We start from the raw sequence: 22,227 nt of genomic DNA, 5'->3' as shown, positions 1-22,227 counted from the left end.
ATCTATGAAGTTTCAATATTCTTTCGTTGCTATGTCACTAGCCCTTGCTGGCTGTGGCGGTGGTTCTGGTGGCGACACATCGGCACCGACATATGATGTGGCTGGCACCGTCGTTTCCGCAGGTACACTTCTTGATACGCCAGTATGTATCGATTTAAACCAAAACTACGTTTGTGATACGAATGAGCCAAGTGCTAAGACGGATAACGCCGGAAAATTTAGCCTAACATCAAGCGATAAAAATGTATTAACCAGCACTATTCTTGCTCAAGTTGAACAAGGTTCAAACCAAACATTACGAATTGCTGCTCCGGGTCAAAACTTAGCAACGGGCAACACTGTCAATGGTGTAACAACGTTGCTCGCAGGTCTTGTGGTTGACGGTAAAACCGTTGCTCAAGCTGAAGAGATCGTGAAAGCGCAACTCACCGATGCCGGCGTTTCTCTGTCTGGTACGGTGATGTCTAACGTACAAGCCAGCGAGCTAGACAAGCTAGAGCAAAACACGGTTGCGCTATTAGCTGCGATGCAACCACAACAAATGACCAAAGGCGTAGCGTTGCTTGCTCAAAGCCTTAGCTTCCAAGGTAAATCGTTGGCCTCTGATCTTCTGGATGAAGCGGAAGTGAGTGCATTTGCTGAAGAGATTGCAGTGGTTGCTGAACAAACTGTCGGCAGCAACGATACTGGTGTAGTGCTTCACTTTGCAGATGGCGATACAGATGTAGCAGAAGTGCAAACGTCTTACCCAGGTCAAGATGCGGAATACGGTTTCGACAAAGAGGACAAACAAACGTCTACAGGCGCTGGCTTTAAGTTCGTTAAGCTTAATACACAAGGCTCAGTGTTGGCGGAGGATGCTACAGATTGGGCTTGTACTATGGATGAGCGTACTGGCCTTATTTGGGAAAATAAGAGTGCAGACTCGAGTTCAGTTCAATTTAAAGATCGTACATTTGTGTTTGAATCAGCAACATTCAAACCATACTACGAAGATCTGGATGTAGTTGGTTGTGTGGATGCAGCTGATGATATCTGTTCAACAAGCCAATATGTTGAACATATCAACAAGCAATCTCTATGCGGTATTACGGATTGGCGTCTACCGACTTACCAAGAGTTCTATGATGTTCTGGATCTCGGTGAGACAGAGAAAGACGCTGATGACAACGTCTACGGTCTGAGCGTAGCTTACTTCCCCCATCAAGGTAAAGGTAGTCCAGACATTGAAACTGGCGCGATTTGGTTAGATGATTTCACTTTTAACAACTATTCCGTTTACAACTACGAAGGCGCTCTGCAATTCCCTGTTGTTGCAACCAAAGGTGCTGATCGTGGCTACGTTAGCTTTGTTGAAATTTACTCTGACAAGGTTGAGCGTGACACAGGCACTTCTTTCCAATTCCCAATCCGTCTAGTAGCAGTAAAGGGCCAATAAGATGAAGAAATTAATCACCGCGCTATCTCTTTTCTTGGCTTCTCAAGCAGCCATGGCGGCACAAGAATGTTCAACTGATTTTGGAAAAACAGCACCAAACTCCCGTTATACATACTCTGATAACGGAACTGTGACTGACCTTAAGACAGGGCTTACTTGGATGCGCTGTCCTGTAGGTACCACATGGAATGCAGCAAACGAAGCTTGTGATGGTGATGCGACCAAAATGACTTGGCAACTTGCACTAATGACAGCTGACCAAATTCGTAATGAATCGGGTAACCACCTGTTGCATGGCTTTGCGGGTAAGCAAAACTGGCGCTTACCAAACATTAAAGAGTTGGTTGCACTGACAGATCGTGCTTGTCATAGCCCCGCTATGAATGGCACCGCATTTGCGAGTGGCTACACGGTAGAGGTGGGGGATTACGCTGCTTATATCTGGAGTAATACGCCAAACGGAGATGGTTCAAATGTTATGGTGTTTGATTCATTCAATGGTGAGGTTTACAACTGGAACCCAGCAGAGCCAACTAACACTTTCTCAGTTCTGTTGGTGACTGACGAATAATAATCACGTGGTTGATTGCCTAGCCCTGTTATCAAAAAGCTCCGCAGATGCGGAGCTTTTCTTTTTTTGAATGTATTGTGTGGAGCAGAATGTTTAAACTTGGAACTGCTTAAGTTGGTGCTTTTGATTTTCAGCCAAACCAGACAACTCCTGCGCTGCAGCGGCAGATTGAGTGATGCCAGTGACGTTCTGACTCACTAATTCATAGATGGTGCTCAGGTTATTGTTAATGTCTGACGTGACTTGTTTTTGTTCTTCAGATGCCGTAGCTACTTGCGTATTAATTCCGCTCAGATTTTCAATAGCTTGCTGAATGTCGTTTAGCGACTGATTTACTGAACTTGCTAGCACTTGATTATCGTTCAGTAGCTCAAGGCTTGAGTTCATGCTCTCGTTCGCTTGTCCCGACTGTTGCTGCAGCTCCTCAATTATTACTTGGATCTCTTTGGTCGACTCTTGCGTTCTTGCCGCAAGCATTCGAACTTCGTCGGCAACAACCGCAAATCCACGACCGCTCTCACCTGCACGAGCAGCTTCAATTGCTGCGTTTAACGCTAGTAGGTTGGTTTGTTCAGAGATACTTTCAATGACTTCAATTACTTTGCCAATTTGTTCTGATTGGTCTTTGAGTGAGGTCACAACGGTGGCTGCATCGTTAAGTTGTTGCGCCATTTTTTCACTAGCTTGAGTACTCTCTGCAAACATAGATAAGCTTTTAGCTGTGATATCACTTGCTTCGACAGCGGCATTGTCAGCTTGCTGAGCGTTCGATGACACCTCTGCAGCAGTTGATTCTAACTGATTGACTGCTGAAGCGACTTGCTCGACTTCTAGTTTCTCTTGATCTGAGTTAGCACTGCTTTGCGTCATTACGGTTGCAAGTTCGGTAGATGCTGATGCGACATCCTCACTGATTCTAACTAGTGAACCAACTGTGCCACGAAGTTGTTGGATAGTTTGGTTTACGTCATGTGCCAGTTGTGACACTTCATTTTTGCCTACCTCTTCTGCTTCTACCTGTAAATTGCCTTTTGCAACCTCCTTCATGGTTTGCTGAAGACGACGGATAGGTGAAACAATGGCGTTTGCAAGTAACCAACTGATTACAGATGCAGCAATCAGAATGATCGCGAGCGCCACGATGCTCAAATTTAGCGTAGATGAGTGCATTTGACCGTTAAGCTCAACTTCTTGAGAAACGATTAGGTTGAGCTTTTGGGACAAGTTATCGATCGCACCAATCATCGCATCGCCAGCAACACGATAGGCTGCCATTGCGTTATTATATTCCTGATCAAAATTCGGTGGTGCGTAGCTAGCATTGTGCTTTGTTTGTAGCAGAGGAGTCATGGTGTTGCGGGTAAAATCAACGTAATGATTCATCGCTTTTTTCATGGCTTTAACGTCATCTTCGATGCCGCTTAGTTGGCTGATCGAGTTCAAAAATAGTTCGTTCTGATTCTGACGTTGGGCGAGATCTTGATTCAATGTTTTTAGATCATCCGCTCTGAATAAACTGTAGATCGCCTTAATACGCATAGCATAAGTATTATCCACAATAGAACTAAGCTCTTCTTTATGAACGATTAAGTTATTGGTTGATGATGTGACTTTATCAAAAGCGTGTTCAAGCTTACTGATCCCTGTTGTTAGACCAATAACGAGCAATATGATTGTGAAAACAACAGGTGTGAGTACTTGTTGTTTGATGGAAAGCGCGCTGAGTAATTGACGCATGTGTGACCCTCAATAGACAAATAATAATTATCGTTTTAATAAATTAAACTTGATGAGTTTAATGAAGAAAGCCGTCAATTCAATCAGTTATGGTAGTCAAATTGTTATGAGATATATCAAATATGTGTTGGTTAAACGAAGCAAGTTTATAGAATGAGAGGTGAGCCAGTTAGAAAAGTTTTATTTTTAACCAGTAGGCGTAAAAATAAGCAGATGACTTAACGTGTCATAGATGCTTCAACTAAGTGAAACACAACTGTCATATTCAAATTCTAAAGTGAGCACCGTTCAAGTGAAACACAACGGCAATAAAGCCACTTAAAGGAAATTGTGATGAAAAAGACAGTAATCGGTGCAATCGCACTTCTAGGCGCAATGGCAGTGACTCCTGTTTCTGCTAAAGAAACTATCTCTGCAGTGGGTTCTAGCAGCGTAACTCCACTGATGGAAGTTTTCTCTGAAACATACATGAAGACAAACCCGAATGTATTTATCGAAGTTCAAGGCCCGGGTTCATCAGCGGGTGTTAAAGCAGCGAAGAACGGTTCTGCTGACCTAGGTATGTCTTCTCGTAACCTAAAAGATTCTGAAAAAGAGCCAACGCTAAAAGAAGAAGCAGTTGCTCTAGACGGTATCGCAGTTGTTGTAAACCCAAAAAACAAGCTTTCTGGCCTAACTGCTGAACAAGTTACCGCAATCTACAAAGGCGAAGTAACAAACTGGAAAGACGTTGGCGGTGCAGACAAGCCAATCGTTGCAATCACTCGTGATACGGCTTCTGGTACTCGTGGTGCATTCGAAGACATCATGAAGCTAAAAATGAAAATTTCTGGTAAGAAAGTATCGGCAATCTCTCAGCGTGCTCAAGTTGCTAACGGTAACGGCGCATTGAAGACAATGGTAGCTTCTAACCCATACGCAATCGGCTACATCTCTCTAGGTACAGTCGATGGCTCTGTAAACGCACTTCCAATTGATGGCATCCAAGCTTCTGTAGACAACGTGAAGAACGGTTCTTACAAAGTTGCTCGTCCATTCCTTGTTCTTTACAAGGAAGGCAAGCCATCAGCTGAAACTCAAAAATTCCTAGACTGGATGCTAACTGAAGAAGCGCAAGCGCTAGTTGACCAAAAAGGTTACATCTCAGTTAACTAATCCCACCGGGACTCTAAAGTTTGCTCAGCCCAACGTTTCGGGCTGAGCCTTTTCTATCCATTGTGTTCGACGCCATTGCCAAGAACCGTGAGATTTTTATGACCATCGCAACAAATAGTGAAAAGCTTATGACTACTGACGCTAAAGCGATCAGCAAGCCAGGCCTACGCGAAAAACGCCGCGTTGACTGGAAAGAGCGCATCTTCCACGGCTTGTTCCTAACGAGTGCTGTAATCGGCATCGTATCATTAGCAGTTATCGCATACTTCATCGTTCGAGAGAGTATCCCAGCATTCCAAGAAGCGGGCGTCTCGGGCATCGTTCTAGGCCAAAACTGGCTACCACCGGCACTGTACGGTGTTGCAACCATGATTGTTGCTTCTATCGTTTCGACAGCAGGCGCTGTTTTAGTGGGTGTTCCAGTTGGTGTCTTAACCGCTATCTTCATCGCTGAAATCGCACCAAAGCGTTTAGCTGACATCATCCGCCCAGCGGTTGAGCTGCTAGCCGGTATTCCTTCGGTGGTTTACGGTTTCTTCGGTCTGGTTATTATCGTGCCATTGATTCAGAACGTATTTGATGTACCAGCAGGTAACACTATCTTGGCCGGTATCATTGTTCTTGGTGTGATGATTCTACCAACGGTAATTACGGTTTCTGAAACGTCTATCCGTGCGGTTCCTCGTACTTACAAAGAAGGTTCTTTGGCACTGGGTGCATCGAAAATCTACACCATCTTTAAATTGCTCGTTCCAGCGGCTCGCTCAGGCATCATGACAGGTGTGATTCTGGGTATCGGTCGTGCGTTGGGTGAGACTATGGCGATCATCATGGTAATGGGTAACGCACCGGCAATGCCTGAAGGCATCCTTGATTCGGCACGTACGCTAACCGCAAACATCGCTATTGAAATGTCTTACGCAAGTGGTGTTCACGCGAACGCACTTTACGCTACAGGTGTGGTACTTCTGGTCTTCATCATGTCGTTGAACGCTGTACTACTTTACCTAAACCGAGAAAAAGCGAAGTAATCGCTCGTTAAAGGTGACTATTATGGATCGCGCAAAACTGAAAAAAGCACGCCAGTTCAAAGATAATGTCTTTAACGCATTTGTCTGGATCTCGGCAGCACTGACGGTAGGTTTCTTGTTCTGGATTATCTGGTACATCCTATCAAACGGTCTACAACACGTAGATTGGAACTTCATTACTGATAACTACACGCGCACAGGTGAAGAGCACGGTATCTTCCCAATGATTGTGGCGACTATTTACATGGTTATCGCATCTATCGCAGTGGCAGCGCCACTCGGTATCATGACGGCAATCTACTTGACTGAATACGCGAAAGTGGGCAGTCGTTTGGTGAAAATCATCCGATTCTGTACCGAGTCATTGGCGGGTATCCCGTCGATCATCTTCGGCCTGTTTGGTATGACTTTCTTCGTGGCGATTCTTGGCCTTGGCTTCTCGATTCTGTCGGGTGCATTGACGCTAAGTATTCTAATCCTGCCAGTTATCATCCGCACCACGGAAGAAGCGTTGATGGCAGTACCACAAACGTACCGTGAAGGCTCATACGGCCTAGGTGCATCTAAGATTTACACTATCTGGCGTTTGATTCTTCCGAGCGCAATGCCAGGTATCTTAACCTCGGTCATTCTAAGTATTGGTCGTGTCATTGGTGAGTCTGCTCCAGTATTCCTGACAGCAGGTATGGTTGCACGTATTCCAGATTCTCTATTGGATTCAGGTCGTACATTAACCGTTCACTTATACAAACTGACTACCGAACTGTTTACCATTGAAGAATGGAATCAGGCTTACGGTACCGCGACAGTTCTGATTGTTGTTGTCCTATTGATCAACATGTTCACAAAACTGATTGCACGACGTTTTAACACCGCAACTTACTAACAAAACGAATTAAGAACGCACGTTAAAAGACACGAATTCAAGATTTAAGAGATTAAGAAAATGAACAAGTTTGATATTGAAAACCTAGACCTATTCTACGGTGAAAACCAAGCACTGAAATCGATCAACCTGCCAATTCCCGTTCGCCAAGTGACAGCGCTTATCGGTCCTTCTGGTTGCGGTAAATCAACACTACTACGTTGTTTGAACCGCATGAATGATCTAATCGAAGGCGTAAAGATCACGGGTAAGTTGTCAATGGATGGCGAAGACATTTACGGCAACATCGATGTTGCTGACCTTCGCATCAAGGTTGGCATGGTATTCCAAAAGCCAAACCCATTCCCGATGAGCATCTACGAGAACGTGGCTTACGGCCTGCGCGCTCAAGGCATCAAAGATAAGAAACACATTGATGAAGTGGTTGAGAGCTCACTTCGTGGCGCAGCACTTTGGGACGAAGTAAAAGACCGTCTTAAGTCACACGCATTTGGTCTTTCTGGTGGTCAACAGCAGCGTCTTTGTATCGCACGTACCATTGCGATGGAACCAGATGTGATCCTGATGGATGAACCAACATCCGCACTTGACCCAATTGCGACGCACAAAATTGAAGAACTGATGGAAGAGCTAAAGAAGAACTACACCATCGTTATCGTAACGCACTCAATGCAGCAAGCGCGTCGTATCTCAGACCGCACTGCGTTTTTCCTAATGGGCGAATTGGTGGAGCACGATGACACGCAAGTGATTTTTAGCGAACCAAAAGACGACCGCACTCAAGGCTACGTAAACGGTGATTTTGGTTAATTTATTACCCATGCTGGCATGTAAAAAATAACTATAAGCGATGGTACTTTTGCCCCTCTTTAAGAGGGGCTTTTTTATGTCTATTGGTAGGAGCGTTTATATACCAATCCCAAATAACTTATAAATTGCATATTTGTACGTTATGTAACCTGAATGAAACATATATCTAAAAATGTTGAAAGGCTCTCGATTGTGATATTAAGTCCATTTTTTTTGCGAAAGACTTAACAGCTCAACTTGGATTCCATTGATTGCATATCACCGTACGGTTAGTTTTTTGCTGAAAAGAAAAAAGTAAGCAGGCTGGGTTGGTACGGTGAATCTAAAAAGTTTTATAAGAAAAGTCTCTGCTACGCGAGATCACAGGCTTTTGGCTGAAGCCATTTTTGAATATATACAAAACCTTATTGCACCCCAGGCTATAGTTATATTTGACGACCCGCTTACAAAGCCATCGGATAATATTCGATTCTCCATTGGAGAAATCAGTTCATTTTCAAAGTACCCATCAGATTTTTGGACTTGGGCCGAACAGTTTGACACATCTGAAAGCCTTATTCCTTTAGCTATTAACACTTGCAGCTGGTCTTTTGTCGAAGATCACGGTGGAGATAGTTACATAATGATGCTCGATAATGCGCCATTAAAACGAACTTACTTATTGATTCAAGGAGTAAAGTCTGGAACTGCGCATAACATTTACGAAGAAAGTTATGATGTCATGCAACTTGCGGCTTCACGCTGGCAGTGTATTCGGGCTGAGAAAAATGCGTCGCTAGAAGTTAAAAATCGAGATATACGCGAAGCTCAATATGTCGATGAGATAAATCAACGCGAGCGATTTATTGACAATATGAAGCTCGTTCAGCAAGTCGCTCTCGATATATCTAACCCAGACTCCCTTAAAGAACTTTACTTAAAAGCGGTTGAGGCACTTCGAGTGAGGTTAGGGTTTGATCGTTCAACCTTGATGTTGCTCGATATGAAAAAGCGCAGCTTTAGTGGCACGTATGGTACCAATGAGCACTGTAAAACTGTTGATGAATTTAACACTCAATACGACCTTCACCAACTGGGAGAAGAGTACATTGCTGCACTATCAGGTACTGAGCGAAATCTAGTCATCGTGGAAGACACTCCAATATATACGGCAGGTAAAGTGGTCGGGCAAGGCTGGAATGCAATGCTTATCCTACGTGATGGAAACGAGCCTTTTGGATGGTTTGCTCTTGATAATTTTATTCACCGCAAACCCATTACTGCCTATCAAAAACAGATGCTTGAATCTTTTGGTTCGTTGTTTTCTCAAATTTACATTAGAAAGCGTCAAGAGCAGAACGTCCGCATGCTGCATTCAAGTATGGTAGAACTGTCTCGCTGCACAACGGTCAGTGATGTGTGTAAATCTGCAGTGACTTTTGCCATTCAAAATCTAGGTATTGATCGGATGGCAGTTTTCTTAACAGATGAAAGCTGTTCTTACATGCAGGGCACTTGGGGAACTGATATCCAAGGTAATGTGGTCGATGAATCTTATTTTTTTGGTGAAACTCAAGATTTCTCGTTGATTAACCTCGCTCGATCGATGCCAAATGAAGTTGCTTTTGAGGAGTCTGTTCCCATTTATCATGACTGCAATATTGTTGGCTTTGGTTGGGCGGCAATGACGGTTCTGACTTCGAATAGCAGTGGTCCGATAGCCTTTATTTCTGTCGATAACCTCCTTACTCGGGCGCCATTGACTTCACAGCTTCGAGAAGTTATCCGAATGTTTGCCTCAAGTCTTGCTGAAGTACTGCAACGTACTCAAGCCCAAGAAGCGATTAGAGAGCTAAATGAGAACCTAGAGCTAGAAGTTAAAAACAGAACCAAAGAATTAGAGGAAGCGAACCGTCAGCTCGAGATTTTGTCCAAACTTGATCCCCTGACTCGATTAGGTAACCGAAGGATGCTGGAGCATGTTATGGAAAAATACTGTTCCGTTGATACCGAAGAGTATATGAGTTTTGGTGTCATTCTATTGGATATTGACCATTTTGGTTTGTTTAATAACCATTATGGTCATCTAGAGGGCGATATAGCATTAATTCGAATTGGCAATATTCTCGAGCATCACACACACAATGAAGATGAAGTATTTTGTCGCATTGGTGGTGAGGAGTTTGTCTTACTAATGGTTGGTGCAGGATCGGAAAGAGTTGCTAATCGAGCTGAGTGTATTCGAAAGTGTATTGAAGATGAAAACATTCGTCATGCCCACAATCCTGAAGGAGAGTATTTGACGGTTTCTATAGGTTATTCTTGTTCAAAAAGCGTATGTCGAGAATTCAATTTTGATCGTTTATATCAGTTGGCGGACCAAGCTTTGTATGAGGCCAAGCATAACGGTCGAAATTGTGTAAAAGGTGTTGATGAGCAGGCGACCAGTCAAATCGGTGCGAGTTAGTACTATTTCGCTATGAACCAGCTGCTGCAAAATAACCTGATTGTAGCTTCTGTACATATTGAAAGCCCTGTCTTGTTATCAAGTGTATTGCTGTTTCTAAATCAGATTCATAACTTATTGTAATTAGAATAAAAATGGCAGCTCGATGTGAGCTGCCATTTGTCGTCTTAGCATTGAAAGAACTCACTAGAGCTTTTCTAGCTGGTGGCTAGGCTTGCTTTTCTTCTCTTTAGCCAGTTGTTTGACCTTGGCGATCAGAGAATTAGGTCGCCATTCCTGCTGAGTTGAACTAAAGCGAGAGTGATTCATCACATTCAGCTCTTCTTTCACGGCTCTCACTGCTTTAGAGTCATTGCTGAGATGGTGAGTGTTTAAGTAGTCGTTAACTGCTCTTTCAATCTTGACGCTGTCACCTTGTTTGATGATGTTTTCTAGATCTTGCAATGATGAGCTGTGAGTCGACGTCTCAACTTTTTCTGCCTTTGGCGATCCGCGTTGCTTCCAAAGTCCAAACGCAATCGCTGATGAGACAAGCCACAGCAAACCAAATACGAATGTCAGCGTTTTCCAGATAGAATCCACACCACCTTGAACCACAGGGGCAGGCTTTATCGCTGGTTGTGCTGGTAACGCACTTTCTGGCAGCGTGATTAAGCCACTATCGCTTTTCTCGACATTAAGCTTCAGCGATTTAATATCAGCTTGTCTTGCTTGGTCACGGTTACTGTCCCACCAATTTAGGCTGTAACCCGGCAGGGTAAGATCGCCAGCTTCAGTCGGAATCAACACCTGTTTGACTGTCATGGTTACCGTTCCATCGCGGGAGGTTTCAAACTGCGGTTGCTCTGGATAAACACGCAAAGTACTAGGGTAGACGATACCAATGCGAGGTAAATATTCTGCCTGAGTTCCGCGAGCTCGGATGCGGATCGTGCGTGTGATCGATGTGCCCTGTTTTACAGTGTTAACTGTAGTTGCTGATAGTGGATTACCTTGCTCATCTTGCCAGCTTTGTGTCATTTCCAGTGCGGAAGCTGGTAGCCAGTTACCTTTAAAATCCTCCGGAATAGGCTTCACGGTAATAGGCATTTGCTCTGCTTTGATATTGATTGGCATGACCTTGGTAGAGCCAGTTAGGCTGTCGCCGTAGATGTAAGAACCAGTCAAACGAGGGCCTACCAGTGTGTAAGCCCCCGGCTTTTCAGCTGTGATGTTGAAAGCTTGCTCCACGACCGTAACTTCGAGCCCATCCATGATGTGTCGACCTTGCTTTGCATCGCTTGCTGGTTCGATTTTCATTCCCTCAATAGTTGGTGGGATGATTTGAGGGTTATCTAGGCGACGAGGATCTGCTTTGATGACCAGTTGCATGCGTACAGTTGTGGATTGTTGAGGATAAAGCGTACGATTATCTACATCCATATTGAAACTAATCAGTTCATCCATGTCCGGCTCTGCTTGACCTTTAGTGACTTGTATCTTGATAGGCTCTGTTGTCATGCCGTCTGCAGAAAAGCTCGGAATGGTGACGACGCCTTCTTTCATCGGTGCAATCGAAATGCTCCATTCCGTTCGAACGGTTTTATGGCCATTAATGTTATTGCTTGAACGACCGTAACGAGGCTGACCTAAAAAGAAGTCTTGTTTCAATACATCGAAATCAATCGCGTCTGAGCCAAGCTCAGTATCTGCCATGATCCTTAGGTTGATCACTTCGTTCTTCGCCACCTGAGTTTTGTTTACGCTAGCTTGTAGGTTTTGTGCAAAAACTGAAAAGCTAGTCAGTAGGCTGGCCATTAGAACAAAGACCAGTTTTGCGCCTTTTTTCATCATGGACTTACCACTCCTTATTAGATTGTTGTGGACGTTGTTTTTGTTGAGCTTGAAGCTGCATTTGAGCTCGAATCAAGAAACTAGGGTCACGTGCGCTTTCTACCGCTTCGAGGCGGCGGAATTCAGGATCATCCTGAGGCGTTTTTTCTGGTTGAGCTTGCGCCTGTGTAGGTTCACCTTTTTGTTGCTCACCTTGCTTTTCTACTTCTTGTTCGGCCTTTTTCTGCTTAGCTTTTTGCTTGGATTTCTCATCTTCTTTTTTATTTTCAGTATCTTGCTGATTTTGTGACTGCTGTCCTTGCTCTTGTTTAGCGTCATTCTGAGACTTTTGTTGCTGCTGTTGCTGCTGTTGCTGCTGTTGCTGCTGTTGCTGCTGTTGCTGCTGTTGCTGCTGTTGCTGCTGTTGCTGCTGTTGCTGCTGTTGCTGCTGTTGCTGCTGTTGCTGCTGTTGCTGCTGTTGCTGCTGTTGCTGCTGTTGCTGCTGTTGCTGCTGTTGCTGCTGTTGCTGCTGTTGCTGCTGTTGCTGCTGTTGCTGCTGTTGCTGTTGCTTCAGTTTCTCCTCTACAACCGACAGATTCTTTTTCGCAGCCTCAAAGTCTGGTTTCTCTTGAACAAGCTGCTTGTAGAGAGCGGCTGCGTCTTCAAGTTGTCCATTTTGAGCAAGTGCATTGGCTAAGTTGTAACGGCCATCAAGGCTTGGATTATTGGAGAATGCTTCAATCGCGCTTTCGTAATCCCCAGCTTGGTAGCTTGCTGCGCCTTTCCAATTAGGATCAGTAAAGGTATTTTGGGCCTTTTCGTACTCACCTTGTTGATAAAGCTGTTGACCTTGTTGGTTCTGATTCAAGAACGCATTCGCTTCTGCTTTTGGTGCCCAACTCATCGGTAGCACGGTCGCAACCAATACCCAAATCATGCCTCGACGGAAGAGTAGGGCAGCAGGAATCAACAACAGAGGTAGCAACCAGAACCCACCGTTCAAGCGAGAGTCGGTTTTCACGTCTTCACTTTGCTTGGCGGCAAGGTTGTTACTCGCGTTATTAGTAAACGCGGCAATGTTCTCAACATCACGGTTATTGTGTTGAATTGGCACAAATAATCCGCCGGTCTCTTTGGCTAACTTCTGTAAGTTTTTCAGGTTAGTCTTCGCTACCACTGTGTTGCCTTGTCGGCTCTTCATCAAAGAACCATCCGGAAGAGCAATTGGTGCACCAGTTGATGTGCCGATAGCGAGTACTGACACACGAATGTCTTTACCGTTTAGTAACGCTAATGAGCGAGATAGTTCGGAGTCATTCAAATCATCTGTCAGCACGACGATGTCACCTTGATTGACGCCCGCTTGAGTAAACTGACCAAGCGCGGTTTCAATCGCTGATGGTAAGTTGGATCCTTGATAAGGCATTAACTCAGGAGACAAGTTTTCGATGATGCCTGCGAGTGTGTTGGAATCTGTCGTTAGTGGACTTAACGTATAAGCATCGCCCGCGTACGCGACCAAACCTGTTGAGCCTTCTTTCCATTTCGGCAATAAATCCAACGCTTTATAGCGAGTTTGTGACAGGCGATTTGGCTTCACATCGGTTGCGTACATAGAGCGCGACATATCCAGAACTAACACTCGGTTTTGGCTTAGTTCAAAGCTTGGTCGTGTGTTGGATTGCCAACTTGGGCCTGCTAAAGCGATACAAGCGATCGCCCATGTTATTCCCCATATGGCAAAGTAGTGCTTGGTTTTCACTGAATGACCAAGCATTTTTGCCAAATGAGGCGCAATCAACGATGACTTTTTGGTTCTGTATTGGTTGTTAATCGTAAGGACGACAGGAATGACAAGCAAACCCAGCAACCAATAAGGATTTAGGAAAGTAAACTCAGCCATGTTTTCTCCTTAGAACAAACAGGAACACGGAAAGCACAAGGGCAGCACCTAGTGGGTAAGGGAACCATTCCGACTGAGGGCGCCAAGTTTGCGTGTCGCTAGAAACTGGCTCTAGTTGATTAATGGTGTCGTAGATCGTTTCAAGTTCTTTGGCATCACGTGCTCGGAAGTACTTACCACCAGTCATCTCTGCAATCTTTGTCAGCGTTTGCTCATCAAGATCTGAGGCGGTATTGACTTTGCGCGTCATGAAGAAGTCTTTCACCATCATTTCACCAGCGCCCACACCTACGGTGTAGATGGTTGCGTTGTATTTTTTAGCGATTTCAGCGGCTTCAAGCGGATCAAGTACACCTGCTGTATTGCTACCATCGCTGAGTAAGATCATCACACGTTGTGGTGCGTCACTGTCTACAAAGGTTTTGGTGCCTAAGCCGATACCATCACCAATCGCGGTGCGCTGGCCAACCAAGCCAATGACGGTTTGATTGATCTGTTGCATCACAGTTTTACGGTCAGCGGTTAGCGGTGTTTGTAGATAAGCATGATCACCAAATAGAACTACTCCTAAGCGGTCGCCTTGGCGTTTTTCTACAAAATCAGATAAGACTCTTTTAACGGCAGTTAGACGGTCTATGTATTCACCGTTGTCGTTCATGTCTTCTTTCTGCATAGAGCCAGATAAGTCGACCACTAACATCATGTCACGGTATTTCGGTTGGAACTCAACCGGGTCGCCATACCAAACTGGGCGAGCACAAGCGACAACCAACAGAGCCCATACGCCAATAGACAGGAATTTTTGCACGACCTGTTTTGGTTTGTTGCTGTGTTTGTTGTCTGGCAGGTACGCCAGCTTAATTTCAGCTTGCTGAGTCTCTTCAGGGAAGAACTTATAAATCAGCCAAGGTAGGGGCAGTAACAATAATGCCCACCACCAGACAAACTCAATGTTCAACCACTGAGAGAGGCTCGAAACGAGAGTTGCCTCAGTCACGAGTTTTTGCCTTTTTCTTCGGTGGCAATGCGGTTTCAATCCAGAAAGCGCAATCATCAATTAAGGTTTGATGCTGCTCTTGACCAGACTTTTGATACAGCGCCGCTTGCCACTGTTGTTGTTTATCGACAAATCGAGTTTCTTTGGTGTAGCTATCAAGAAACTCGTACCAAGCAGAACCTGTTAATGGCGCGATTTCTTCACGAGGGAAGTAACTCAAAGCCGCTTGACGAAGAACCTCTAATGCAGAAGACGGTGTGTGTGGTGTGATCGGATTGGTCAACAATTTCAATGCGGTCTTCTTAGCAACAAGACGCTTTGTACGCCATCTTAAGTACAGTACGACGATTAAGATGGAGAGAATTACACCGCCCAGAACAGCCCACCATCCCCAAGCAAGTGGGAACCAATCTGGTGCATTTGGTAGGATTAAAGGTTCAAGGTTTAGGCTTTGATTATTCGTTGTCATTATTATTACTACTGCTTGAATGATTTGTATGTTGTTGCTTTGATTAGCTTAACTTAACTGCTGAACCAGCGGTAACCCGCTCGACAGACTGTTAAATGGAATCGCCATCGAATGACACTGCTGTTTGATGGCTTGCTGATGCTTAACGAAGTGAGATTCCAACTCTTGGCGCTGTCCTTTTGAACCGAAATTAAACCACTGACTTCGATGACCATCGGATGCTTTTGCTTGGCCTCGGAAGTCGGTTTCGCCTCGCTCTAGAGGATCATAAAACTGCACTGCACGAACGCTGTTGTGTTGCTTTAATCGACGCAGTTGAACCAGCTCTTTCTCTTCCACTTGAGCAAAGTCGCTCAGCAGAATGAGCTCACTGCCTTTCGGCGTAAGGTTGTGTAGCGTTTCAATTGCGCTCATGTAAGGCAACGAGCGTGTGCTTTCAGCTTGTTGATTCGTAAGCAATTGATTGTGAGTATTCACTATCGCGTCAAGAATTCTCAGCCCTTGCTTTTGTAACGAGGAAGGGCGGAATTCAATGCACTGGGAACCATCATCAATCACCGCGCCGATGCGGTCTTTCTTGGCTAACGTCAGCCAAATCAAGACGCTCGCGAAGTGCGCCAGTTGAACTGACTTCAATACATATTGCGAACCAAAGTGCATGCTTGGGCTCAAGTCGATGTATAAAATCACCGCTTGCTCTTTGTCTTCAGCAAACAACTTGGTGTGCGCTTTTCCCGTTCGAGCCGTGACTCGCCAATCGATGCTGCGAATATCATCACCCGCTTGGTATTGGCGTACTTCCATGAAGTCCATACCACGACCTTTTTGACGGCTGGTATGGTTACCGCTCATTTGCGACCAAATACTCTGTGCTGGTGGCAACCAACGAACCGATTGAGTGCGATATTGAAGCAGCTCTTCAAGGGTTAATGTCACCCCATTCGCATGAGGTGGCAATGCATATGATGCAGACATGTCACCTACCTACGTTATGCGCTACCTACAAGATTAAGAAGCTTGTCGATAACCTGATTTGCTGTAATGCCTTCTGCCTGAGCGTGGTAGCTAAGCAGCAGACGGTGGCGTAGCACAGGGTAAGCCATGGCTTGAACATCTTCTGGTGAGACGAAGTCACGACCTGCCAGCCACGCATGAGCGCGAGCACAACGGTCAAGCGCAATTGTCGCACGTGGACTCACACCCATAGATAGCCATTTCGCAAGCTCTGAGTCGTAATCGCTTGGCTGTCGAGTCGCCATCACAAGACGAACGATGTATTGCTCGATTGCGTCTGCCATGTGGATGTTGAGCACTTCTTTGCGTGCGGTGAAGATGTCTTCTTGGCTCAAGCTTGGGCGTTCAATCGTCGCTTCACCTTTTGCCTCTCCACGGTTGATGCGCAAGATTGCCAACTCGTGCTCTGCATCTGGGTAATCCACATCAAGGTGCAACAAGAAACGGTCAAGCTGCGCTTCTGGTAGTGGGTAAGTACCTTCTTGCTCGATTGGGTTTTGCGTCGCCATCACCAAGAACAGCTCTGGGAGTGCGTATGTGTTTCGTCCTGCGGTCACTTGCTTCTCAGCCATGGCTTCAAGCATTGCGGCTTGCACTTTGGCTGGCGCACGGTTGATCTCGTCAGCAAGGATCAGTGAGTTGAAAATAGGACCCGACTGGAAGGTAAATTCGCCCGTTTCTGGACGGAAGATATCCGTACCCGTCAAATCGGCTGGCAGTAGATCTGGTGTGAACTGAATACGGTGGAAATCACCTTCCACACAATCCGATAGAGATTTCACCGCACGGGTCTTAGCCAATCCTGGAGGGCCTTCAACCAAGATATGCCCATCGGCAAGTAGAGCAATGAGAAGCTGTTTAACGAGATCATGCTGACCAATGATCTGAGACTCTAAGTAGCTTTGAAGAGTTTCGAAGTTTGTTTTGTGCATTTTTTGGACTCTCTGGTATCCATATGATTCTTGTAGTGTGTATTTGTCCTTGGATCGTCGAGAAAAGTTCCGGCTTGGACACGTAATTTATCTTTTCAATATTGGGGTGCATATAGCAATTGCAACCGCTTGTTAGTTGTGTCTTTTGTCACTAAATATTGAGTTGCACAACAATTTCAAAAAAATGTGAGAAAAACCTTTAGTTTTCCGCTGTGATGTCGATATAACCTGCGTGAATATTTGCTTGTAAAGGCAGTCCCCCACAGCTGATTTGATAAAATGTCAGCACATAACGAGTGATTCTATTGAAGGTCCATAAATGCTTAAATTTAATTCATTGAGTATTAAACAAAAGGTTGTACTTGGTATTACGTTTGCTGTACTTGCCTCTACGATTATTGTTGGTGTGATGGCACAACGTCATGCCAAAGAAGTTCTAAGTCATCGACTTATTGATATTGAGTTGCCTGCAATGTTGCAGCAAATTAATACGGAAATTGACCGTGAAGTTGTTCAGATGCAACAGGCAGCCAAACAATTGGCTACGAATGAGTTTGTGGTCGAAGCGGTTTCGACGACTGATCGCAACCCGCAAGTTGAATCGCAATTAGTTCAACAGTTAAACAATGTAAAATCTCAATATAAGCTGAATGATGCATCGGTTGCGAACCGTGATACAGCATATTACTGGAACCAAAATGGTTTCCTACGTCAGCTAAACCGTTCACAAGACGGGTGGTTCTTTGGTTTTACTTCATCTGGTCAAGAAACGTCAGTAAGTGTATTCCAAGAGGCAAATGGCGAAGTAAAAATGTTCGCGAACTATCAGGATCTTTCCGGTACTTCGATGTCAGGTTTATCTAAGTCAATGGATGATATGGTGTCACTGCTGAATGGTTTCAAAATTGAAGATACTGGCTATGTGTTCCTTACAAACAGTAAAGGCGATATCCAAATTCACCGTCAGCAAGGTAAAAACAAGTCTTCTATTAACCAGCTATTCGGTAGTCAGGCATCTCAACTGCTAAACAAAGGTAATTTCAATCTTGTAACTACCGAATTTGAAGGCCAAGAGATGTTTGTGTCTAGCTTGTATGTTCCTTCAATGGACTGGTTTGTTGTTGGTGTTGTACCGGTTAATGAAGTGTTCGCTGATCTAAATGCAACTGGTCAAAAAATGATGCTGACGACGGCAATTGTGGCGCTTATTTTTATTGCTATGGGGGTGTTGCTAGCGAATAGCATTACGAATCCAATTAAATTGATTGCAGACCGATTTACCGATCTTGGACAAGGCGAAGGTGATTTGGCCCAACGTATCGAGATCAAAGGCAATGATGAGATAGCTCAGTTGTCAAAAGGCTTTAATGGCTTTATTGAGAAAATCCATGCAACGATGAAAGAAGTGTCTCTGACAAGCAACTCACTAAGTGAAGCAGCTGAAGGAGTCTCCCATAAAGCGACGACGACTCATGACAATAGCCAAGAACAGCGAGATCAAACGATTCAAGTTGTAACGGCAATTAACCAGATGGGTGCGACGATCAGTGAGATTGCATCCAATGCTGCGACGGCCGCGGACACAGCTAATCAAGCATCGGACAATACCCAAACTGGTAGACAAGTTGTCACTCAGGCAAAAGAAGTAATCAGCCGTCTAGCTGGCGATGTAGAAACCACAAGCATGGTTGTAGCTCAATTGGCAACGACCACAAAAGATATTGGTTCTATTCTTGATGTAATTCGTGATATCTCTGAGCAAACTAACTTACTTGCACTTAACGCAGCGATTGAAGCTGCGCGAGCTGGTGAGCAAGGTCGTGGTTTTGCAGTAGTAGCTGATGAGGTTCGAAACCTAGCTTCACGTACAGCTGACTCGACAGAAGAAATTCAGAAGATGATCAATCAACTTCAAAGTGACGCGCAAGATGCAGTTACCGCAATGGAAGCTGGTAAAGCGGTAACGTTTGAAGGTGTAGCATCGACAGATGAAGCTGTTGAAGTGCTGATGAATATTTCTGAGCGTATTGCAGATATTTCAGACCGAAACACGCAAGTAGCAACGGCAACCGAAGAGCAATCAACAGTTGTTCATACGATCAATCAAAATATCGAAGAAATCAACGCAATTAACGAAGCGACAACAACAACCGCTGAAGAGCTTGCGAATGCTAGTCAGGAATTGCGTGACCTATCTTCTCGTTTGGACAAGATGGTAGGTAGCTTCAAGCTCTAGAGTTGGGTAGAATGTAGCAAGTGCTTTTGATTTTAACTACATTTGGTAAGTATCGATGAACGACTTTGAAAAAGAGCTGGAGATGATTTCTCAAGAAGCAGCTCAAGAGCCTGAAGTTAAACTTCCTTCTCTAGATGAGCAGAAACAAATTGCTGCTGAACTGAAAAAGCTAGAGGCTGAGGGTAAGTTGACACCGGAAGTATTAGAGCAATACTTTGGTAAGTTCAATCAGAAAAACTCAGTGCCAGTGCATTAATAAAGAGGGAGTTTTATACTCCCTTTTTTTATCTTTTTATTTAATTGATACACAGTACTAACTCCTTTCATTTTTCCCGCTTTCAGCCCAACCTTTTTCATACTTGACAATAACCTCGCCCTACCTAAATCTATTGTTTATTTCAACCCAAACTATTAAAGGACTTGAATAGCAATGGAGAGCGAATCTAAAAGTAATGTCATTTTGGTAACGGAAGACAGTTTACAAACATCTTTGCTTAAAGAAATTCTAGAAAATAAATTAAGAATCAACGTATTTTTACTCTCTCCAGATAAGCTGATTGCCTTTAAAGCGATGTCAGGGCATATATCTACAATCATTCTTGATTCCAGTGTGGTAAATGACGAAATGTACACACATTATATGGAGTTGAAAAAGGCAGAGTTTAGTGCTGCCAAGGAAATCTTGATAAATTGTGATAAGAGCATACCAACTGAAGAATTGTTTGTGTGGTCTTGCTTGAGCGGTATTTTTTATAACTCTGATGATATTCATACTTTACAAATTGGCATAGGGAAGATCCTGCAGGGGGAGATGTGGTTTAGCCGGAAGTTCTCTCAGCAGTACATAACCCATCTTCGAAGGCATTTTAAACCCATAAGCAGAAACTCAAATACAGTACTTACTAAGCGCGAACGACAGATAATAACCTTTCTATCTATGGGGGCATCAAATCAGCAAATTGCTGAAAATTTGTTCGTGAGCGAAAATACAGTTAAAACGCACTTGCATAATATTTTTAAGAAAATAGAAGTTAAAAATAGAGTTCAGGCACTAATTTGGGCTAAAGACAATATATCAAACACTCAAGAAGCGTCTTATTAACCTATTTGTTATTTATTTTTGCGAGCCATATCTATTCAATAGTACAAAAACCTGCTAGGTGTTTCTCATTTGAGAAACACTTTTTTTTATTTTGTATTTTGGACTTGCAACCATTTTATTCTTTCTCTATTCAAATTAACCTGTATTAACTAGCACTAAGATACTAATTATACCAATTAAGTGCAGTGGGCAGGGTTCAAATCTAAACGGTAGAGAAGAGACATGGAAAGTATTCGAATTAATCCAGAAGTGCTATTAATTACTCAACAAAGCTTACAAAGTGAAAACTTTAGGGATATGCTTGCATCAAGAGTAGATACGAAAATAACGACGATTAACTTAGATAATCCATATCAAAATCTGTGTCTTGAAAGGTACTATTTATTGGTTGATTTTTCTGCCGATATGTCCGAAGAAATGATGAGCCATTTAAAGTCAGACGATCGTGTTATAGGCACTATTTTACTAAATCTAACGCAGGACTTAGCTATTGAAGAGCTGGCAGATTGGCCCCTATTAAAGGGAATCTTTAAACCAACGGACTCCATTGATACCCTTTGTAAAGCTTTGAAAGGGATATTTGATGGTGATAATTGGTTATCAAGAAGAATGCTGGATCAGCTAGTTTCGTATTATGAAGCTAAGAAATACCACATTGAAGAACCGGAACTTGAAATTGACTTAACAAGGAGGGAGATACAGGTCCTCCAGATGTTAAAAGAAGGTGGTTCTAACATGGAAATTGCGGATTCACTTTTTATCAGTGAGCATACTATTAAGTCTCATCTGTATAATATATTTAGAAAAATTGAAGTTAAGAATAGAAATCAAGCAACAAGGTGGGCGAAGAAAAACCTGAAAGTTTAGCCTTAGCGTTCTGATTATAAATAACTTTATATGTAAAAGTACCAATAGATGGTTATTTCTAGTGAATCGCAACCATTAGAGTTTCATTCCATATTCAAACTTCTTTCCTTTGGCTATTTACTAAGATCAGCAGGTCTGGATCTCAAGTCGTAAGGTGCTGACATTCTAATAACGTAAAGGAAAGTAGAGGAACTCTGTATGAGCGACCCAAATAAATACGAAGATAAAGAACAAGGGACGAATAGTGATGACGTAATCAAGTCCTACGACAATTCCAGTTCTGTGATCGTAGGTTTGGATGGTAATGATAAAATCTATGCAGGAGCCAAAGATGACCTTGTAATTGGAGGAGATGGCAACGATTTGATTGTTGGTGGCAAAGGAAATGATGTCTTGAAAGGAGGTCATGGAAACGACACGATGCGAGGGGGAACAGGTGATGATGTGTTACTGGCTTCTCACGGTGATAACCGTATGCATGGTGGTGCCGACAACGACCGTTTGATCATTGGCTCAGGCAAGAACGTCGTCAGTGGTGGTAGCGGAGAAGACAAGTTTGTGTTCACAGACAAGTTTGGCGGACATGGTAACTCAACGGTTTTAGACTTCAACGCTGACGAAGACATGTTGATGTTTAGTAGTGAATCTATTCAGTCATTTTCAGACCTTGAGATAAGCTACGATGCGCGTGGTAATGCTGTACTTAGTAACGGTGAAGATTTTACTGTTAAGGTCAAGGGGCTAACTCAAGAAGAAATTGAAGCTCACAGTAGCGATTTGTTTGTTTTCTAATTCATCTAAATAGCGCCAGTTCATCTGGC

General features: G+C 43.8%; 19 protein-coding genes. 12 read left to right on the top strand and 7 right to left on the bottom strand.

The features are described from left to right. Positions 1-4 precede the first annotated feature (4 nt). Complete coding sequence (locus BSZ04_RS02370) at positions 5-1,438, top strand: Lcl domain-containing protein (RefSeq protein ID WP_088879397.1); 1,434 nt, start codon at positions 5-7, stop codon at positions 1,436-1,438. 1 nt (position 1,439) lies between these two features. Continuing rightward, positions 1,440-2,009 (top strand): Lcl C-terminal domain-containing protein, encoded by a 570-nt coding sequence (locus tag BSZ04_RS02365; protein ID WP_088879396.1) that lies wholly within the window; start codon positions 1,440-1,442, stop codon positions 2,007-2,009. Between the two features lie 93 nt (positions 2,010-2,102). Here the strand turns inward: BSZ04_RS02365 and BSZ04_RS02360 are convergent, their stop codons facing one another. Continuing rightward, positions 2,103-3,746, bottom strand: coding sequence for a methyl-accepting chemotaxis protein (locus BSZ04_RS02360; RefSeq protein WP_088879395.1), 1,644 nt, complete (start codon positions 3,744-3,746; stop codon positions 2,103-2,105). A 333-nt stretch (positions 3,747-4,079) separates the two neighbouring features. Here BSZ04_RS02360 and BSZ04_RS02355 point away from each other — a divergent pair, with 333 nt between their 5' ends. The 5 genes from BSZ04_RS02355 (at position 4,080) to BSZ04_RS02335 (ending at position 10,074) form a co-directional block, all read left to right on the top strand. After that, complete coding sequence (locus tag BSZ04_RS02355; protein ID WP_010451068.1) at positions 4,080-4,901, top strand: phosphate ABC transporter substrate-binding protein; 822 nt, start codon at positions 4,080-4,082, stop codon at positions 4,899-4,901. Positions 4,902-4,999: 98 nt separating this feature from the next. Beyond that, positions 5,000-5,932, top strand: coding sequence for a phosphate ABC transporter permease subunit PstC (gene pstC / locus BSZ04_RS02350; RefSeq protein WP_009704934.1), 933 nt, complete (start codon positions 5,000-5,002; stop codon positions 5,930-5,932). A gap of 22 nt (positions 5,933-5,954) precedes the next feature. Further along, the gene (gene pstA, locus BSZ04_RS02345) at positions 5,955-6,818 is read left to right on the top strand and encodes a phosphate ABC transporter permease PstA (protein WP_005441059.1); all 864 of its coding nucleotides are present in this window, start codon (positions 5,955-5,957) and stop codon (positions 6,816-6,818) included. Between the two features lie 60 nt (positions 6,819-6,878). Continuing rightward, complete coding sequence (gene pstB, locus BSZ04_RS02340) at positions 6,879-7,628, top strand: phosphate ABC transporter ATP-binding protein PstB (protein ID WP_005432159.1); 750 nt, start codon at positions 6,879-6,881, stop codon at positions 7,626-7,628. A gap of 370 nt (positions 7,629-7,998) precedes the next feature. Further along, positions 7,999-10,074: a sensor domain-containing diguanylate cyclase gene (locus BSZ04_RS02335; protein ID WP_162531044.1), complete on the top strand. Its 2,076-nt coding sequence runs from the start codon at positions 7,999-8,001 to the stop codon at positions 10,072-10,074. Positions 10,075-10,260: 186 nt separating this feature from the next. Here the strand turns inward: BSZ04_RS02335 and BSZ04_RS02330 are convergent, their stop codons facing one another. The 6 genes from BSZ04_RS02330 to BSZ04_RS02305 are packed head-to-tail and all read right to left on the bottom strand — an operon-like array spanning position 10,261 to position 17,201. After that, positions 10,261-11,907: a BatD family protein gene (locus tag BSZ04_RS02330; RefSeq protein ID WP_088879393.1), complete on the bottom strand. Its 1,647-nt coding sequence runs from the start codon at positions 11,905-11,907 to the stop codon at positions 10,261-10,263. Between the two features lie 4 nt (positions 11,908-11,911). Further along, a complete protein-coding gene (locus tag BSZ04_RS02325; RefSeq protein ID WP_088879392.1) occupies positions 11,912-13,789 on the bottom strand; it encodes a VWA domain-containing protein in 1,878 nt (625 codons plus the stop codon). Beyond that, a complete protein-coding gene (locus BSZ04_RS02320; protein ID WP_009704930.1) occupies positions 13,782-14,786 on the bottom strand; it encodes a vWA domain-containing protein in 1,005 nt (334 codons plus the stop codon). The genes BSZ04_RS02325 and BSZ04_RS02320 overlap by 8 nt, the downstream gene beginning before the upstream one ends. Continuing rightward, the gene (locus BSZ04_RS02315; protein WP_088879391.1) at positions 14,779-15,255 is read right to left on the bottom strand and encodes a DUF4381 domain-containing protein; all 477 of its coding nucleotides are present in this window, start codon (positions 15,253-15,255) and stop codon (positions 14,779-14,781) included. Before BSZ04_RS02315 ends, BSZ04_RS02320 begins: the two co-directional genes overlap by 8 nt. A 48-nt stretch (positions 15,256-15,303) precedes the next feature. Further along, positions 15,304-16,230, bottom strand: coding sequence for a DUF58 domain-containing protein (locus tag BSZ04_RS02310; protein WP_088879390.1), 927 nt, complete (start codon positions 16,228-16,230; stop codon positions 15,304-15,306). 14 nt (positions 16,231-16,244) lie between these two features. Then, positions 16,245-17,201, bottom strand: coding sequence for an AAA family ATPase (locus BSZ04_RS02305; protein ID WP_005432145.1), 957 nt, complete (start codon positions 17,199-17,201; stop codon positions 16,245-16,247). A gap of 319 nt (positions 17,202-17,520) precedes the next feature. Here BSZ04_RS02305 and BSZ04_RS02300 point away from each other — a divergent pair, with 319 nt between their 5' ends. From BSZ04_RS02300 to BSZ04_RS02280, 5 genes are all read left to right on the top strand, one after another. Beyond that, entirely contained in the window at positions 17,521-19,437 is a 1,917-nt protein-coding gene (locus BSZ04_RS02300; RefSeq protein ID WP_088879389.1) for a methyl-accepting chemotaxis protein, read from the top strand. 55 nt (positions 19,438-19,492) lie between these two features. Beyond that, positions 19,493-19,693 carry a restriction endonuclease subunit S domain-containing protein gene (locus tag BSZ04_RS02295; RefSeq protein WP_038886694.1) on the top strand — a complete coding sequence of 67 codons (201 nt, stop codon included), beginning with the start codon at positions 19,493-19,495 and terminating at the stop codon, positions 19,691-19,693. Positions 19,694-19,867: 174 nt separating this feature from the next. Next, positions 19,868-20,539, top strand: coding sequence for a LuxR C-terminal-related transcriptional regulator (locus tag BSZ04_RS02290; RefSeq protein WP_088879388.1), 672 nt, complete (start codon positions 19,868-19,870; stop codon positions 20,537-20,539). A 222-nt stretch (positions 20,540-20,761) separates the two neighbouring features. Next, a complete protein-coding gene (locus tag BSZ04_RS02285; protein WP_088879387.1) occupies positions 20,762-21,406 on the top strand; it encodes a LuxR C-terminal-related transcriptional regulator in 645 nt (214 codons plus the stop codon). 198 nt (positions 21,407-21,604) lie between these two features. Then, a complete protein-coding gene (locus tag BSZ04_RS02280) occupies positions 21,605-22,198 on the top strand; it encodes a calcium-binding protein (protein ID WP_088879386.1) in 594 nt (197 codons plus the stop codon). Positions 22,199-22,227: the final 29 nt, after the last annotated feature.

It is taken from the genome of Vibrio rotiferianus, assembly GCF_002214395.1.
GTDB classification, from domain to species: Bacteria; Pseudomonadota; Gammaproteobacteria; order Enterobacterales; family Vibrionaceae; genus Vibrio; species Vibrio rotiferianus.
This window is presented reverse-complemented; position numbering and strand designations above follow the sequence as displayed.

Coding starts and splice junctions, on each gene's coding strand:
- BSZ04_RS02370 (WP_088879397.1), top strand. CDS start 5: ATGAAGTTTCAATATTCTTTCGTTGCTATGTCACTAGCCCTTGCTGGC.
- BSZ04_RS02365 (WP_088879396.1), top strand. CDS start 1,440: ATGAAGAAATTAATCACCGCGCTATCTCTTTTCTTGGCTTCTCAAGCA.
- BSZ04_RS02360 (WP_088879395.1), bottom strand. CDS start 3,746: ATGCGTCAATTACTCAGCGCGCTTTCCATCAAACAACAAGTACTCACA.
- BSZ04_RS02355 (WP_010451068.1), top strand. CDS start 4,080: ATGAAAAAGACAGTAATCGGTGCAATCGCACTTCTAGGCGCAATGGCA.
- pstC (WP_009704934.1), top strand. CDS start 5,000: ATGACCATCGCAACAAATAGTGAAAAGCTTATGACTACTGACGCTAAA.
- pstA (WP_005441059.1), top strand. CDS start 5,955: ATGGATCGCGCAAAACTGAAAAAAGCACGCCAGTTCAAAGATAATGTC.
- pstB (WP_005432159.1), top strand. CDS start 6,879: ATGAACAAGTTTGATATTGAAAACCTAGACCTATTCTACGGTGAAAAC.
- BSZ04_RS02330 (WP_088879393.1), bottom strand. CDS start 11,907: ATGATGAAAAAAGGCGCAAAACTGGTCTTTGTTCTAATGGCCAGCCTA.
- BSZ04_RS02325 (WP_088879392.1), bottom strand. CDS start 13,789: ATGGCTGAGTTTACTTTCCTAAATCCTTATTGGTTGCTGGGTTTGCTT.
- BSZ04_RS02315 (WP_088879391.1), bottom strand. CDS start 15,255: ATGACAACGAATAATCAAAGCCTAAACCTTGAACCTTTAATCCTACCA.
- BSZ04_RS02310 (WP_088879390.1), bottom strand. CDS start 16,230: ATGTCTGCATCATATGCATTGCCACCTCATGCGAATGGGGTGACATTA.
- BSZ04_RS02305 (WP_005432145.1), bottom strand. CDS start 17,201: ATGCACAAAACAAACTTCGAAACTCTTCAAAGCTACTTAGAGTCTCAG.
- BSZ04_RS02300 (WP_088879389.1), top strand. CDS start 17,521: ATGCTTAAATTTAATTCATTGAGTATTAAACAAAAGGTTGTACTTGGT.
- BSZ04_RS02295 (WP_038886694.1), top strand. CDS start 19,493: ATGAACGACTTTGAAAAAGAGCTGGAGATGATTTCTCAAGAAGCAGCT.
- BSZ04_RS02290 (WP_088879388.1), top strand. CDS start 19,868: ATGGAGAGCGAATCTAAAAGTAATGTCATTTTGGTAACGGAAGACAGT.
- BSZ04_RS02285 (WP_088879387.1), top strand. CDS start 20,762: ATGGAAAGTATTCGAATTAATCCAGAAGTGCTATTAATTACTCAACAA.
- BSZ04_RS02280 (WP_088879386.1), top strand. CDS start 21,605: ATGAGCGACCCAAATAAATACGAAGATAAAGAACAAGGGACGAATAGT.